The following is a 15,344-nucleotide window of genomic DNA, read 5'->3' as shown; positions in this document are numbered from 1 at the left end:
GGAGTCACTTCTGCTGCAGGAACGCCAGCAGATCCTGGTTGACCCGGTCCTTGTGCGTCTCGGTCAGCCCATGCGGCGCGCCCGGGTACACGATCAGCTTGGCGCCTTTGATCTGCTTGGCCGACATGCGGCCGCCGACATCGATCGGCACGACCTGGTCGTCATCGCCGTGGATGATCAGCGTCGGGACGTTGAACCGCTTCAGGTCCTCGCGGAAGTCGGTGGCCGAGAACGCGGCGACCGAGTCATACGTGTTCTTGATGCCGCCCAGCATGCCCTGCGCACGCCAGGAGTCGATCAGCGCTTGGTTGGGCTTGGCGCCGGGGCGGTTGTAGCCATAGAACGGACCGCTTGCCACGTCGCTGAACAACTGCGCGCGGTTTTCAAGCTGGCCCTTGCGCAGGCCGTCAAAGACCTCGACCGGGACGCCGCCGGGGTTGTCGGCGGTCTTGAGCATGAAGGGCGGCACCGCGCTGATCAACACGGCTTTCTTGACCCGGCCGGTGCCATGTCGGCCGATGTAACGTGCCACTTCACCGCCACCGGTCGAGAAGCCGACCACCGTGATGTCTTTCAGGTCCAGCGTGTTGATCACCGTGGCCAGGTCGTCGGCATAGTGATCCATGTCGTTGCCGTCCCAAGGCTGGCTGGAACGGCCATGGCCGCGGCGGTCATGCGCCACCACGCGGTAGCCGTGGTTGGCCAGGAACATCATCTGTGCATCCCAGCTGTCCGAATCCAGTGGCCAGCCGTGGCTGAAGGTCACCACTGGGCCATCCTTCGGGCCCCAGTCCTTGTAATACAGCTGAACGCCATCGGCGGTGGTGATGGTGCTGGGGGTGTGGGCAATGGCGGTGACAGCGGCCGGGTTCACCGGCCCAGCGGCGTGCGCCGCGGTACCTGCCTGGACGGCAATGGCCAATGCGGTGGTGGCCAGGGTGCGGGTAAGCGTGTTCATCGGGTGATCTCCTGCAGAGGGAAGGGGATGTGACAGGCGGGCTCAGAAGTCCCAGAACACCGGCACCCAGCGGAAGACGTCGCCATCGGCCGAGACGCGGCCCACCGAAGGGAAGGGCAGGTGGGTGGCCACCAGCATTTCGCCGGTACCGGCCAGTTCGTTGAGCAGGGTGATGCGCACCTGCGCGGCGCCTTCCGGATCGTGTTCGAACCCGTTGTGCCAGTTCGGCTGCTCGAAACCGACCGCGAAGATGGCGTCACCGGCAAAGGTCAGTGCCTCGCCATTCGATTTCAGGCGCACCACGCTGTGGCCGGGTGTGTGGCCGCCGGTGCGGTGCGCAGTGACGCCGGGTGCAATCTCGTGCACCTCGTCAAAGGTGCGCACGTAGCTGCCGTACTCGGCCAGGAAGTGGGTAGCGGTGGCGCGCAGCGCATCCGGAAATCCCGGCGGCATGTTGGTGCGGGTGAAGTCGGGCGCCTTCCAGAAGTCCACTTCGGCGGCGGCCACATGGATGCGCAGCTCCGGGTGCAATTGCTCCTTCACGCCGTCCACCAGCAGGCCACCGATGTGGTCCATGTGCAGGTGGGTGATCACCACGTCGGTGATCTCGCCAAGGTCGATGCCGGAAGCGCCCAGGCGGCGGATCAGCTGGCCGGCGCGCGGCAGGTTCAGGTCAGGGTCCATGCCCAGCCCGGCGTCGATCAGGATGTTCCGGTCCCCGCTGCGTACCACCATCACGTTCAATGCCCAGTCCAGCGCATCCGACGGCAGGTACATTTCTTTGAACCATGGCGCGCGCTCGGCGGCGGAGACGTTGTGGCCGAGCATCTGGGTGGGCAACGGCAGCACGCCATCGCTGACCACCAGCACGTCGATATCGCCCACCTTGAGCGCGTAACGCGAGGGGACCAGCTCGTCGAGCGCGGGCGGGGGCGGGGCTACGGTGTTTTCCAGGCTGAACATGAGGAAATCTCCTTGGCGGGATCCACGGCAGGGGCGCCGTGCAGGATCAGCCTAGGGAAGGGCGCGCGCGGCCAGTAGATCCGCGCAAGGGCTCACGCTGTTGCCGATCAGGCAGCAATGCGGGGCGTTACGGGTGACGGCGAGCCCACACGCGTGTGTCTAGACTGGGCCCATGCCCAATCCCACACCTGTCCGCCTGGCCGATATCAACATCGAGTCCTACATCTTCTTCGGTGCAGGCGCGGCGGTCGCGTGGCAGCTTGCCGACCCCGGCGTAGGACGCGGCGTGGCCCGCCACAGTCAGACATTGAGGCGGCCGTTCTCACGGCTGCGGGCCACCATGAGCTACATCTACGCGGTGTCGTTGGGGACCGAAGAGGACCGGGCCACCATTGCCCGCCATGTCAATCGCGCGCACGTGCCCGTGCAGGGCGAGGGCTACAGCGCATTCGACCGCGACCTGCAGTTGTGGGTTGCGGCGACGCTCTACCGCGGTGGGCTGGAGATGTACGAACTGTTCGTTGGCCCGGTGCCTGGAAGCAGCCGCGAACCGCTGTATCGCGAGGCGTGGACGTTTGGGCGCACCCTGCAGGTGGCAGACGAGCAGTGGCCGCCCACGGCCGATGCCTTCGATGCCTGGTGGGAGAGCCGCCAATCAGCCTTGCGCGTGGACGGGGAAGTGCGCACCTACCTGCATGCCGTGCTGGGCAACGGCGCCCCGTGGTACCTGCGTCCTGCGCTGCCGCTGCAGGCGTTCGTGACGCGGGCGTTGCTGCCGCCGCATCTGAGGCAGATGTTCGCATTGCCATGGACGCCGGCAGACGAGAAGCGCTGGCAGCGCTTTCGTCGCTGGGCACCGCGTCTGTATTGGCTGCAGCCGCGCTGGCTGCGGCATCTGCCAGCGCGCTACTTCCTGCGAAAGCTCAGGCAGCCTCAGAAGTAAGCGAATCCTGAAAAATGCTTGCCTCCTGTACGGTTCCACTGCGCCTTCGCCACCCCGCCGGCAACGGCGGGGTGGCCCTTGGATCAGAACTTCCAACCCACCCGCGCGTAATAGAACCCGCCGTTGAAGCCATACGGCGAATGCACCGGGTACTCCGCGCCGGCCACGCCGGACCACGGGTTCTTGGCCGGGGTGCGGTCGAACAGGTTCTGCGCGCCCAGGCTGAAGTACAGGCCCGAGTCGAACTTCCAGCCCACTTCGGCGTCCACGATCAAGGCGCTGCCGCCGTAGATCGGTAGGCCGCCGTCCGCAGCCGAGATCACGCCGCTGTCCAGGTGGTCTTCATACCAGGAGCTGTAGTAGTTGAAGCGCAGGTTGGCGTTGAAGATCTGCCGCTGGTGGTGGACGCTGAAATAGCCCTTGGTCTTGGGCAGTGATTTCTCCAGCTTGTACACGCGGGCTTCGTCGATGAAGTCCGGGTTGAAGCGGTCTACCTCGGTCTTGTTCCAGTTGGCCGCCAGCGAGTAGGTGGTGGTGCCACCGAAGTGATCGCTTTTGTAGCTGGTCACCAGGTCCACGCCGGTGGTGGTGGTGTCGAACGCGTTGCCGAAGTAGGTCACCTGCGAGATCGAGGCCGCTTCCGGGTTGCCACCGGCCACCAGTGCCGCGCGTTCTTCCGGGGTCACCGCGAAACTGGTACTCAGCGCGATGCGGTCTTCCACCTTGATCTGGTAGCCATCCAGGGTGAGCAGCCAGTCGCCCTCGGTCCACACCGCACCCAGTGAAAGGTTCTTGGATTCTTCGGGCGTCAGTGGCTTTGCGCCCTTGAGCTGCGCGATGGGATTGGTCGGCGGCAGGGTGGCGATATCTTCCAGCGCGGTACCGCCGAACACGGTGCTGATCTGGCTGATGTTGGCCTGGCCAGGCGTGGGCGCACGGAAACCGGTGTTGTACGCGCCGCGCAGTGCGAAGTGCTCATTGAAGTCGAAGCGTGCGGTGACCTTGCCATTGGTGGTGCTGCCGAAGGAATCGTAGTCTTCAAAGCGCAGTGCGCCGGCCAACAGCAGGCGTTCGGTGACCTGCGCTTCCAGATCGGCATAGGCGGCCCAGTTGCGGCGGTCGAACGTGCCGGCGGTGCGCGTGCTGAAGCCGTTGAAGCCGTTGGAGCCCAGTGCGAACCCCTGCTCGGTGAGCGGCCCGATGGCGGTGGAGGGGCCATCGCCGGGGCTGATCTTGAAGCTTTCTTCGCGCCACTCGGCACCGGCCGCCAGGCGCAGCGGCTGGGTGGTGAAGCTGGCGGCGATATCCCGCGTCACATCGACGTTGAAGCTCTTCTCGGTCTGGGTGTTGCCGCCGGGGCGGAAGTACAGCCCCTCAGGCTGGTCCGGTCCGAGTGAAGCGTTGACCGTGTTGTAGATGATGAACTCGATATCGTTGCGGCCCCAGGAACCGCTCACGTCCCAGTACCACTCGCCCAGGTTGCCCTTGGCACCGGCGAAGATCGAGCTGTCTTCCAGCTTGCCGCCAAAGCGCGGGGTGAAGCCGCCGGGCAGGCTGGACAGGAAGGTGTAGCAGTTGGCCGGCAGCGCGGCCACGGCAGCGCTCACGCCGCTGTAGGGCAGCAGGTTGCCGGCGCCATCGCGCAGCGCGATGGTGGGGCAGGCACCCGCGCCGGTGAGGTTGCCCACGAGCAGCGTTTCGCCACCGTCGTTGGAGTACACGCCCGAACGTGCGGTGGGGTCGCGGAAGTAGAAGCCGCCGTCGACGTCGCGCTTGGCGTAGTTGCCGAACAGGTAGAAGTCCACCGCGTCGGTGGTGAGGCCAAGGTTGGCGACCAGCTTCAGGTCGTCGTCGACCTTGGGCGAGCCCCACACCTGCGCCGGGTCGCCCACGCCGGGGTAGCCGGCGGCGATGGCCGCGGCCGCGTCGTCGCGCTGCACGCTGCGCGAGGTGTCCTCGGCCTTGCGCCATTCGGCGGTGAGGGTGGCAAAGCCGCGCTCGGTGAGCGGCAGGCCGATCTGCGCGGAGTACTGCGTGGTCAGCCCGTCGCCCTTGTAGTACTGGCCGGTGAACACCTCGGCGGTGCCGCCTTCGCGCAGCTTCTTCAGGCCGAAGTTGATCACGCCGGCAATGGCATCCGAACCGTACTGGGCGGCGGCGCCGTCGCGCAGCACGTCCACCTGTTCCAGCGCCAGCGAGGGGAAGACGGAAAGATCGGGACCCTGTGCGCCATCGGACAGGCCGTGGCCCAGGAAGGTGATGACTGCCGCGCGGTGGAAGCGCTTGCCGTTGACCAGCAGCAGGGTGTTGTCCGGCGGCAGGCCGCGCAGGTTGGCCGGGCGGATCAGGCTGGCCGCGTCATCGATGGGGATGGTGCTGACGTTGAACGAGGGGACCAGCACTTTGAGCTGGTCGAGCGCATCGGTGGCGCCCTGGTTGCGGAATTCTTCGCCGCTGATGATGTCGATGGGTACTGCGGACGAGGAAACGGTGCGGGGCTTGGTGCGGCTGCCCAGTACTGAAACCGTGTCGAGGGTGGCGGTTTCCGGGTTGGTCGAAGCATTGTCGCTGTTCTGTGCCACCGCGACGGAACTGGTGAGCAGCAGCGCGGCGGCCAATGCCGCCTTTACTGAAGATGCCAATGGCGAAATTGCTTTCGGAGCGTGAACACACTTGCCAATGCGGTCGTTCATGCATGCACCTTGCAGTCTGGTTGTGGTTGGGTCGTTCTCGTTACGTGCTCATCCGGTTGGTTCTCCTTGCGTGCCAGAGGGCTGGTGCGCTGCACAAATAATTAACAGAACGTAAACAGTACTGCAACGTATCTTTCGTTTTGACCTCATTCGTTCAAGACACGTGAGGCATGCGGCGCCCGCTTTCGCCCCTCGTTAGGGAGGCAAAACAGGGCAAAGTGTGAGTGTGATCTCAAACGAAATGAGACCAGTGGCACGATTCTGGCCGGAGGTGGCGATTCAGCCCGCTGGATTCAGGGCACTTCCAGCGACGCCTGCAGGGCGGCCGCGAGGGCCGCATCGCCGCTGACCAAGTCTTCCCAGCGCAGATCCAGGCCCTTCCGGTGGCCTTTACGCACCAGCTTCAGACCCTCGGGGTCGAGGGTCAGGGTGTAGGACTCATCGCCTATCTGGACTTCGCGGCGCAGGGGTTTGTCGAGCGGCGTCATGGGAACGGTCTCGTGTCATTCGTCCTGCAGCGATCCGCGGATCGAGCGCGCCAGGTCGCTGCGGGTGAACGGCTTGCCCAGGATGGCGATGCTGCGACCCACCGCGCCGCTGGCGTCGATGTCACGCGGGTAGCCGGAGGTGAACAGCACCCGCAGCGCCGGCTTGTGCGCCAGCGCGCGCTTGGCCAGTTCCCAACCGGACATGCCGGGCATCACGATGTCCGAGAACAGCAGGTCCACGTCGACGTCGGTGCGTTCAAGCAGGCGCATGGCCGAGGCGCCGTCGTGCGCTTCAAGCACGCGGTAACCCAGCTGCCGCAGGGTGTCCACGGTATACGCGCGCACGTCGTCGTTGTCCTCGGCCACCAGCACCGTAGCTTCCTCCTGCATCTCGTAACCGCCCAGGCCCCGGTGCTCGGTCTGGCCAGCCTGCGGCAGCTCGGCTGCCGAACGCGGGAACAGCAGGGTGATGGACGTACCCGCACCGGGCGCGGAATCCACCAACACGTGGCCGCCGGACTGTTTGACGAAGCCGTACACCATGGACAGGCCCAGCCCGGTGCCGCGCCCCACTTCCTTGGTGGTGAAGAACGGTTCGAACACGCGGGTCAGCGTCTCGGCGGACATGCCGTGGCCGGTGTCCTTGACCCGCAGCATCGCGTAATGGCCCGGCGGCACATCGGGATTCTGCGCGGTGAAGTCATCGTCCAGATGGGCGTTGTCCACCTCGATCACCAGGCGCCCGCCCTCCGGCATGGCATCGCGGGCGTTGACCGCCAGGTTGAGTACGGAGGCTTCAAGCTGGCTGGGGTCCACTTCCACGCACCAGATGTCCGGGTGGTGCACGATTTCCAGCTGCACCAGCTCGCCCAGCGAACGGTGCAGCATGTCTTCCATGTCACGCACCTGTGCGTTGAGGTCGACCGGCATGCTGCGCAGGGGCTGCCGGCGCGAGAAGGCGAGCAGCCGCTGGGTCACGTTGGCCGCGCGCATCACGCCCTTCAACGCGTTGTCCAATGCGCGCGTGGAGCCATCCGCTACATCACCGAGGCGCTCGGTGAGCAGCTTGGCGTACTCCACGTTGCCGGCGATCACGGTCAGGATGTTGTTGAAGTCATGCGCGATGCCGCCGGTGAGCTGGCCCACCGCCTCGATCTTCTGGCTCTGCCGCAGTGCCTCTTCGGCCTGGCGGCGCGCGGTGGTCTCCACCGCCTCGGAAACCACGGCGGTGATGGTGCCCTGGTGGTCCAGCAGCGGGCGGAACGAGAACTCGAACGTGCGCTTGCCGGTGGGCAGCAGCAGGTCCAGCTCATGCCGCGAGGCATTGCCCGCGGCAGCCTCAAGCACGGCCTGGCAGACAACAGCCGGCACGCCCTCGGTATCGGCAAACCAGGCCGACTCGCAGTACAGCGCACCGCGAACGTCCTCCTTGGTGGCCAGGATCGCGGCCAGCGAGGCGGAGTTGGTATCGATGATGTGCCCATCCAGGGTCAGCAGGTTCTGGTGCTGGAAGCTGGATTCGAACAGCGCCTGCAGGCGGCTTTCACTGCGGTGCAGGGCAGAGGTGCGTTCGCTGACCTGGCGCTCCAGCGATTCATTGCTGGCCGTCAGCAGCGCCTGGACCTGCTTGAGCTCGCTGATGTCACGGGCCATGGCGTAGTAGCCCAGCACCCCGCCGTCGGCGTCCAGCTCGGGAACGAAGTCCACCTGCGCATGGCGCGGGGGACCGACGCGGCGGTGGGCAAGGGTTTCAAAACTGACCCGCTCGCCCCGCAGCACCTTGTCCAGGTGTTCCTGCAGGCCGGCGAACCCTTCGTCGCCGACCATCTCGCGTGCATGCCTGCCAACCATCGCCTCAGGGTCCAGGCCATGCCATTCCATATAGGCCTGGTTGGCGAAGCGGTAATGATGGTCGCGGTCGAGGTAGGCGATCAGCGCCGGCAATGAATCGGTGATCAGGCGCAGGCGCTGGTGGCTTTCGCGCAACGCGCTTTCGACCTGCAGCAACCGGCGCCGCTCCTGGGCTTCATTGATCGCGCGCAGGATCGCATCGGGCAGGCGTTGCAGCCGCGACTTGACCACGTAGTCACGGGCGCCGCGCTTCAACGCCTCGACGGCCAGCTCTTCGCTGAGCGTGCCGGAGACGAAGATGAAGGGCGCCTCTGGCGCCAGGGCACCGGCCAACTCCAGCGCCAGGTCACCGCTGAAGCCGGGCAGCACATGGTCGGCCAGGATCACATCGAAGTCGTGCGACGCCAGCGCATCACGCATGCCCTGGTCGGACCAGGTGCGCTCGACCGTGAACGGCAGGCCGGCGCGGCGCAGCTGCAGCGTGATCAGCTCCGCATCGAGCGCGTTGTCCTCCACCATCAGGATGCGGATCGGTGTCGCGGGCAGATCGTCAGCCATCTTTGCGGCTCTTGGCACCAAACAGCGTGCCGTGCGGCGGCGGCTGGTTGGTGATGCCCCAGAACATGCCCAGGCCCTGGATCGCTTCGAGGAACTCCTTGAAGTCCACCGGCTTGACCACGAATGCGTTCACACCCAGCTCGTAGCTGCGGATCAGGTCCTGCTCTTCGCGCGAAGAGGTCAGCATCACCACCGGGGTGCTGCTGAGCGCCGCGTCGGTGCGGATTTCCTTCAGTACTTCCAGTCCGTTGAGCTTGGGCAGTTTCAGGTCAAGCAGGACCACCACCGGGCCGCCGTGCATTGCGCCCTCGTAGCGGCCTTCGCTGCGCAGGTACTGCAGCGCTTCCACACCGTCCCGCACATGGGTGACTTCGTTCAGAAGCTGGCAGCGCGCAAGTGCAGCCAGCGTCAGCTCAGCGTCCTTCGGATTGTCCTCCACGAGCAGAATCGGCCGCAGGTCTCTCATACTTTGTCTCCAGTAGCAAAGGGAATGGTGAAGAAGAATTTGGCGCCCACTCCCAACTGGCCTTCGGCCCACGTCCTGCCACCGTGGCGGGTGATGATGCGGTGTACGTTGGCCAGGCCGATGCCGGTGCCTTCGTACTCGTCGGAATGATGCAGGCGCTGGAACACGCCGAACAGCTTGTCCACGTAGCGCATGTCGAAACCGCAGCCATTGTCCTGGACGAAGAACACGTGCTCGGTGTCGGTGCGGTAGTGGCCCACTTCGATGGCAGGGTGGGCGGTGTCGCGGGTGAACTTGATCGCGTTGGACAGCAGGTTCTGCCAGACCAGCCGCAGCATGCCGGGGTCGGCCTGCACGCGCGGCAGGTTGGGCACGATCCAGGTGATGGATCGGCCTTCGTACTCCATGTCCAGTTTGTGTCGTACATCCTGTACCAGCGCCGTCATGTCCATCGAGATCTGACCCATCGTGGACCTGCCCATCTGCGAGAAGCTGAGCAGGTCGTCCACCAGTGTTCCGGCAGATTGTGCGGACTCGACGATGGTATCGAGGTATCTCTTTTCTGAATCGTTTAGTCTTTCGCCCGCTGCCGCCCACAGCAGTTCCGAGTAGCCCACGATGTGGCGGAACGGTGCGCGCAGGTCGTGGCTGACCGAATAGGAGAACGCTTCAAGTTCCTTGTTGCTTCGCAGCAGCTGCTCATTGAGGGCGGCCATTTCCTCGGCCTTGCGCAGCACGATGTCGACGATGGCGGTGCGCAGTTCCAGCGCTGCATCGCGGTCCACGTCGTTCCACGGCAGCGACTGCCTGCGCACCGTTTCCTTCCAGCCTTCGAACGAGGTGCGCGGCGACAGCGGCAGGCCGGTGTCCTCCTTGCGCGGATCGCCGCCCCATCGCACCGTGCGCACCACCTCCGGCCGGAACCACAACACGTAGCTGTCGTGGATCTGCGAAATGGAAATGGCGAGCACGCCGCTGGCCACGTCCGCGAATGCATCGGCGGCATCCCAGTCCAGCGCCAGGCGATCGGTGCAGATCAGGTCGCCGTCGTCCTGCTGGGCGGTCAGCCACTGCACCAGTTGCATCACCTGCTCCTGGCGGGGGCACTCGCCATGCAGGATGCATTCGCCCCGGTGCACGATCGCCGCGCCAGCGGATTGTGTCAGGGCCAGCAGGTTCTGCTGGTCGCGACCCAGTGCGGCCATGAAATCCTGGTCGCCGGCCATGCGTCCGAGCAGGCGCACCTGGATGGCGCGGCGCGCGATGCGCTCTTCGACCATCGCCGCGCGTTCCTTCAGCGAAATCTGCAGGGACAGGATCTGCCCGATGAACTCGCAGGCGGTGCGCACGTGGTACGGCACCCGCTTGGGCGCTTCGTTGTGGCAGGAAATGAGGCCCCACAGTTCGCCTTCGCGCAGCAGCGAGACCGACATCGAGGCGCCGGTGCCCATGTTGCGCATGTACTGCAGATGCACCGGCGAGACGCTGCGCAGCATGGCCGGGCTCAGGTCGGTCGGCGGCACGGCGGCGGTGTCGGCCGTGCGGACCAGCGGCACCGATTGGTAGTCGCTGTCGGCGATCAGCCGTACCCGGTTCTGGCGGTACAGCTCGCGGGCCTGGGCGGGGATGTCCGACTCGGGGAAGCGCAGGTCCAGGTAGCTCGGCAGCACGCCATTGCCGTCCTCGGCCACCACCGCGCCATTCCACTCTTTGTCGAACTGGTAGACCAGGGTGCGGTCGAAGCCTGTGAGCTGGCGGATCTGCACGGCCGCCAGCTCGCACAGTTCGCGGGTGCTGGGTACCCGCTCGATCACACCCATGAAGGCACGAATGGCAGGGTACAGATCTTCCAGCGAACCCGGTTCGCCCGGCACGGGTTCTTCGAGCTCCACGATCAGATCGTCGCCCAGCCGGTGGGCCAGGGTGTGATGTCCCGCATGGCCGCCAACCGGATGCGCGCCGAGGAACTGCGTGGCGCCGGGTGCGAGTGCTTCCAGTGCCGGGCGGCAGCTCGCCAGGGCGCCGCCGAGCAGCGTATCGATGCTTTGACCCAACGGGTCGCCCAGTGTCTCGATCAGATCCGCGCGAGCCACGGCGCGTTCTTTGACGGTCAGCGTCCGGGGGTCGAGCACGAGGATCAGGCCGTAGGGTTGGATGGCTCCTGGAGTACGTATCGGCTCTCTGGCACAGCTGTTGAGATCCAAGGCGTTTTGTTTCGAGTTCCAGGACGACATTCGTTCAATCCCCAAGGGATGCGTGCTAACGCCCATAGCTTCGCATATCACTCCCCTCATCCCCGTGACGAGACATGTGCGTTGCTCGTGCGCCCTGGGATGCCAACAGCGTGAAGTCGTGCAGGTGAGCGCGGCGTCCGCGTCGGGGTGCACGGCATCCACACGCCGGGCTCACCACCCAGCCACGGGGGGCGGGTTATCCCTTGCGCATGGACCAGATTTCCGAACATGCCGCACCGGCGCTTGAAGCGGCCGCGCGCGAGGTGCTTGCCCGCCAACCTTCATTGCCGCTGCCCGGCCGGGGCCACACCCTGGAGCGTTGGCGCGCGCTGGCCGCGATTGCCGGGCGCGACCTGTGCGTGGCCAAGGTGATGGAAGCGCACTATGACGCGCAGGCGATCCTGGCCGACCTGCATGCCCCTTCCCTGGCCGAAGGCCGCCTGGCAGCGGTGTGGGCAGCCGAGGGCCCGCAGGCCACGCTGCGGTATGACGAAGAGACCAGCACGGTCAGTGGCGCCAAACCCTGGTGCTCCGGCGCAGGGCTGGTGGATGTCGCGCTGGTCAGCGCGCGCTGTGGGGAGGGCTCGCGCCTGGTCTGCCTGCGCACCGATGCACCCGGCATCCTGCTGCAGCCGCAGAGCTGGCATGCCACCGGCATGGCAGGCATTCCGAGTGGCACCGTGCAGTTCGACCGCGTGCACGCCGAGGCCGTGGGCCCCAAGGGTGCCTACCTAGCCCGGCCCGGTTTCTGGCATGGCGGTGCCGGCATCGCGGCGTGCTGGTATGGCGCAGCCGTGGCACTGGCGTCACCCCTGCAGCGCTCGCCTCGCGTGGAAGGGGACCCACAGGCAGCGGCGCTGCTGGGCCAGGTCGACATGGCCCTGCAGTCCTCGGCAGCACTGCTGCGCGAGCTGGCCGCGTGGATCGATGCGATGCCCGCGCAGCCCCATCAGTCCGATGTGATCCGGGTACGCAGCGTGGTCGAGCGCAGCTGTGTGCAGGTGCTTGATGCCGTAGGCCGCGCGCTGGGACCGGCGCCGATGTGCCTGGATCCGGAGCATGCGCGGCGCTGGGCCGATCTCACCGTGTTCATCCGGCAGAGCCACGCCGACCGCGACTGGGCCGAACTGGGCCGGGCGATCCAGCGACAGGAGCAGCCGTGGACGCTGTAGCGGTGCGGATCGAAGGGCAGGGCACGCTGGAGTCGGCGTGGGAGCGCTGTGCATGGTTGGACGCATTGCCATTGGTGGAAGCGGACACCGTGCTGCTGGGCGCCCGCCGGCTGCTCGTGGTGTCACCGCATCCCGACGATGAGGTGCTTGGCTGTGGCGGCCTGATGCAGGCGGCAGCGGCACAGGGTTGCGCGGTCCAGGTGGTGTCGGTGACGGACGGCGAGGCGTGCTATCCCGATCACCCCCACTGGACGCCGGCGCGCCTGCGCGATGCGCGACGCCGCGAGCTGGTCCTGGCCATGCAGGCACTGGGCATGGACGCCACGCACGTCACCTCGCTGGGTCTCCCGGACGGGAAAGTGGCGCGGTATGAAGCCGATCTGGCCCTGTATCTGTCCACCCGCTTGTCCCCCGGTGACATCGTGCTGGCGCCGTGGCTGCACGATGCGCATCCGGACCACGAGGCGGCGGGGCGGGCTGCGCGGGCGGCAGCAGCCAGCTGCGGCGTCCGATCCCTGCAGTATCCCGTCTGGGCCTGGCATTGGCTGGATGCAGCAGCAGCGGCCGGGCCGTGGACGAATGCGCAGCGTATCGCCCTGTGCCCGGCTGCCCAGGCGCGCAAGCAGCAGGCCATGGCGGCCTTCGCCACCCAGACCGGCGAAGCGGAAGCGCTGGGCCGCGAGCCAATACTTCCCGAGCACGTGCTCGCCCGCTTCCGGCGCGGCTTTGAGGTCCTGATCGGATGAATACCCGTGCCTACTTCGACCAGATCTACCAGCAGCCCGATCCGTTCCAGTACCGCAACCGATGGTATGAGGCGCGCAAGCGCGCGCTCACGCTGGCGTGCCTGCCCCGGGCGCGCTATCGCAGCGCCTGGGAGCTGGGGTGTTCCAATGGCGTGCTGAGCGCAGAGTTGGCCACCCGCTGCGACGGGTTGCTGGCGACCGACCTCAGTGAGGCCGCACTGCAGGACGCTGCTGCCTCGACCCGGCACCTTCCCAACGTGCGGCTGGAACAGGCCCGCCATCCGGAACAATGGCCCGACGAGCGCTTCGACCTGATCGTGGTCAGCGAGGTCGGCTATTACCTGGCACCGCAGGACGTGGTGGCGATGGCCGCAAAGCTGCGTGGCAGCCTTAGCCACGACGGCCTGCTGCTGGCGTGCCACTGGGTGCATCCGTTCGATGAAGCGCTGAGCTCGGCCCAGCAGGTGCACCGCGCGTTCGGTCGTGGCCTGGATGAGGCGTTCTGTTACCAGGACGCCGACCTGTTGATGCAGGCATGGAGTCGCGAGCCCACCAGCGTCGCCCGCTGGGAAGGCCTGCGATGATCGGCGTGATCGTGCCTGCCCATGATGAAGCCCAGTCCATTGGGCGCTGCCTGGCCTCCATCGCGCTGGCGGCCGCGCATCCCGGCCTGGAGCGTGAGCCGGTGCTGGTGGTGGTGGCACTGGATGCCTGCAGCGATGCCACCGCCGCGGTCTGCGCCGAGCATGGGGCCAGCACCGTGGCGGTGGATGCGCACTGCGTGGGAATGGCGCGGGCCGCGGCGGCCCGCCAGGCGCTGGCGCAGGGCGCGCGCTGGATCGCCAGTACCGACGCTGATACGGCTGTGCCATCGGATTGGCTGTGGCGCCAGAGCCGGTGTGGCGCCGATGCCTTCTGCGGCGTGGTCGAGGTGGTGGATTGGCTCGACTACCCGGAACGGGTCCGCAAGGCGTTCTCCGAGCGGGAAGTAGCGCAGGACGGGCACCGGCATGTCCACGGCGCAAACCTGGGCATGAGCGCCACGGCTTATCTTGCGGCGGGTGGATTTCCGGCCCTGCGTACGGGCGAGGATGTTGCCCTTGTCGAGGCGCTGGCCAGCAACGGCGCCCACATCGCGTGGCTGGCCCAGCCGGCCGTGGCGACCAGTGCGCGGCGTTCAGCGCGTGCACCGCACGGCTTCAGTGGATTCCTTCTCGCACTGGAGTGCGAGGTGATGGGCGGCGCATCGCTGATGCCTGAATTCTGAATTATTCAGGCTTGTGCACGCAGGCTTCACGCGCCATCCGTTGTCGTATGTTCCTTAGAAGCTGAATTCATTTAAGCTCAGGCCCATTCCAAGCCCCGGCGCGTCGCGTGTCGGGGCTTTCCCACCTTCCTACCTAGGAATTTCCCCATGGCGGCCATGCAACAGCGCACCATCGATCTTCTTCGTACCCACCAGGACACCGTGGTGGCGCAGTGGGTCGACCAGTTGGCCGCCTCCGGCCAGGGCCAGGATGGCCGCTTGAGCGCGCGTGAGGTGGACGCCCAGGTACGCGAATTCTGGCGCCTGTTCCAGGCGGCCCTGTCCACCACCGGCACCGGCGTGGCCGGCAGCGAATGGCAGGACATCCGCCAGTTCCTGGAACAGCTGTCGCGCGACCGCGTGCTCAAGGGCTTCAGCTCCTCGGAAACCGCCAGCTTCCTGTTCTCGCTCAAGCGGCCGCTGTTCGAGCTGGTCCAGCAGAACTTCGCCGACGACCCCAAGGCGGTCGGTGATCAGTTGTGGGCGATTTCCGAGCTGATCGACGGGCTCGGCCTGCACAGCGTCAAGGCTTACCAGAAGACCCGCGAGGACGTGATCCAGCGCCAGCAGGAAGAAATGCTGGAGCTGTCCACCCCGGTGGTGAAGCTGTGGGAAGGCGTGCTGGCCCTGCCGATGATCGGTACGCTCGATTCGCAGCGGACCCAGGTGGTGATGGAATCGCTGCTGCAGCGGATCGTCGACACCGGTTCGGAAATCGCGATCATCGACATCACCGGCGTGCCTACCGTGGACACCCTGGTGGCCCAGCACCTGCTCAAGACCGTCACCGCCATCCGCCTGATGGGCGCCGACGCGATCATCAGTGGCGTGCGGCCGCAGATCGCGCAGACCATCGTGCACCTGGGCCTGGACCTGCAGGGCATCGTCACCAAGGCCAACCTGGCCGACGCATTGGCGCTGGCGCTCAAGCGCACTGGCCAGACGGTGACCAAGGCAGCCCGCTGA

13 protein-coding genes are annotated in these 15,344 nt (G+C 66.3%); 6 read left to right on the top strand and 7 right to left on the bottom strand.

Annotated features, from left to right (window positions below; translation table 11 throughout):
* Positions 1-4: 4 nt before the first annotated feature.
* Together NMB40_RS15630 and NMB40_RS15625 are read right to left on the bottom strand one after the other, a co-directional pair.
* Positions 5-958 carry an alpha/beta fold hydrolase gene (locus NMB40_RS15630; protein WP_494359010.1) on the bottom strand — a complete coding sequence of 318 codons (954 nt, stop codon included), beginning with the start codon at positions 956-958 and terminating at the stop codon, positions 5-7.
* Between the two features lie 42 nt (positions 959-1,000).
* Positions 1,001-1,921 carry an MBL fold metallo-hydrolase gene (locus tag NMB40_RS15625; protein WP_494359009.1) on the bottom strand — a complete coding sequence of 307 codons (921 nt, stop codon included), beginning with the start codon at positions 1,919-1,921 and terminating at the stop codon, positions 1,001-1,003.
* 172 nt (positions 1,922-2,093) lie between these two features.
* On the opposite strand from NMB40_RS15625, the gene NMB40_RS15620 reads away from it, so the two are divergent.
* Positions 2,094-2,864 (top strand): oxygenase MpaB family protein, encoded by a 771-nt coding sequence (locus tag NMB40_RS15620; protein WP_494359008.1) that lies wholly within the window; start codon positions 2,094-2,096, stop codon positions 2,862-2,864.
* Positions 2,865-2,947: 83 nt separating this feature from the next.
* On the opposite strand, the gene NMB40_RS15615 is transcribed toward NMB40_RS15620, so the two are convergent.
* The 5 genes from NMB40_RS15615 to NMB40_RS15595 all read right to left on the bottom strand — a co-directional run bounded on the left by NMB40_RS15615 (position 2,948) and on the right by NMB40_RS15595 (position 11,154).
* Positions 2,948-5,506: a TonB-dependent receptor plug domain-containing protein gene (locus tag NMB40_RS15615; RefSeq protein WP_494359007.1), complete on the bottom strand. Its 2,559-nt coding sequence runs from the start codon at positions 5,504-5,506 to the stop codon at positions 2,948-2,950.
* Between the two features lie 344 nt (positions 5,507-5,850).
* A complete protein-coding gene (locus NMB40_RS15610) occupies positions 5,851-6,045 on the bottom strand; it encodes a hypothetical protein (protein ID WP_494359006.1) in 195 nt (64 codons plus the stop codon).
* 15 nt (positions 6,046-6,060) lie between these two features.
* Entirely contained in the window at positions 6,061-8,454 is a 2,394-nt protein-coding gene (locus tag NMB40_RS15605) for a hybrid sensor histidine kinase/response regulator (protein ID WP_494359005.1), read from the bottom strand.
* The gene (locus NMB40_RS15600; RefSeq protein WP_494359004.1) at positions 8,447-8,920 is read right to left on the bottom strand and encodes a response regulator; all 474 of its coding nucleotides are present in this window, start codon (positions 8,918-8,920) and stop codon (positions 8,447-8,449) included. The genes NMB40_RS15605 and NMB40_RS15600 overlap by 8 nt, the downstream gene beginning before the upstream one ends.
* The gene (locus NMB40_RS15595; RefSeq protein ID WP_494359003.1) at positions 8,917-11,154 is read right to left on the bottom strand and encodes an ATP-binding protein; all 2,238 of its coding nucleotides are present in this window, start codon (positions 11,152-11,154) and stop codon (positions 8,917-8,919) included. The genes NMB40_RS15600 and NMB40_RS15595 overlap by 4 nt, the downstream gene beginning before the upstream one ends.
* Positions 11,155-11,363: 209 nt before the next feature.
* Here NMB40_RS15595 and NMB40_RS15590 point away from each other — a divergent pair, with 209 nt between their 5' ends.
* The 5 genes from NMB40_RS15590 (at position 11,364) to NMB40_RS15570 (ending at position 15,344) form a co-directional block, all read left to right on the top strand.
* Positions 11,364-12,326: an acyl-CoA dehydrogenase family protein gene (locus NMB40_RS15590; RefSeq protein ID WP_494359002.1), complete on the top strand. Its 963-nt coding sequence runs from the start codon at positions 11,364-11,366 to the stop codon at positions 12,324-12,326.
* Complete coding sequence (locus NMB40_RS15585) at positions 12,314-13,072, top strand: PIG-L deacetylase family protein (RefSeq protein ID WP_494359001.1); 759 nt, start codon at positions 12,314-12,316, stop codon at positions 13,070-13,072. Before NMB40_RS15590 ends, NMB40_RS15585 begins: the two co-directional genes overlap by 13 nt.
* Positions 13,069-13,656: a class I SAM-dependent DNA methyltransferase gene (locus tag NMB40_RS15580; protein ID WP_494359000.1), complete on the top strand. Its 588-nt coding sequence runs from the start codon at positions 13,069-13,071 to the stop codon at positions 13,654-13,656. Before NMB40_RS15585 ends, NMB40_RS15580 begins: the two co-directional genes overlap by 4 nt.
* A complete protein-coding gene (locus NMB40_RS15575; RefSeq protein WP_494361088.1) occupies positions 13,653-14,339 on the top strand; it encodes a glycosyltransferase family 2 protein in 687 nt (228 codons plus the stop codon). Before NMB40_RS15580 ends, NMB40_RS15575 begins: the two co-directional genes overlap by 4 nt.
* Positions 14,340-14,486: 147 nt before the next feature.
* Positions 14,487-15,344 (top strand): STAS domain-containing protein, encoded by an 858-nt coding sequence (locus NMB40_RS15570; protein ID WP_494358999.1) that lies wholly within the window; start codon positions 14,487-14,489, stop codon positions 15,342-15,344.

The sequence above is a fragment of the Stenotrophomonas sp. FBCC-B152 genome (assembly GCF_059134105.1).
This window is presented reverse-complemented; position numbering and strand designations above follow the sequence as displayed.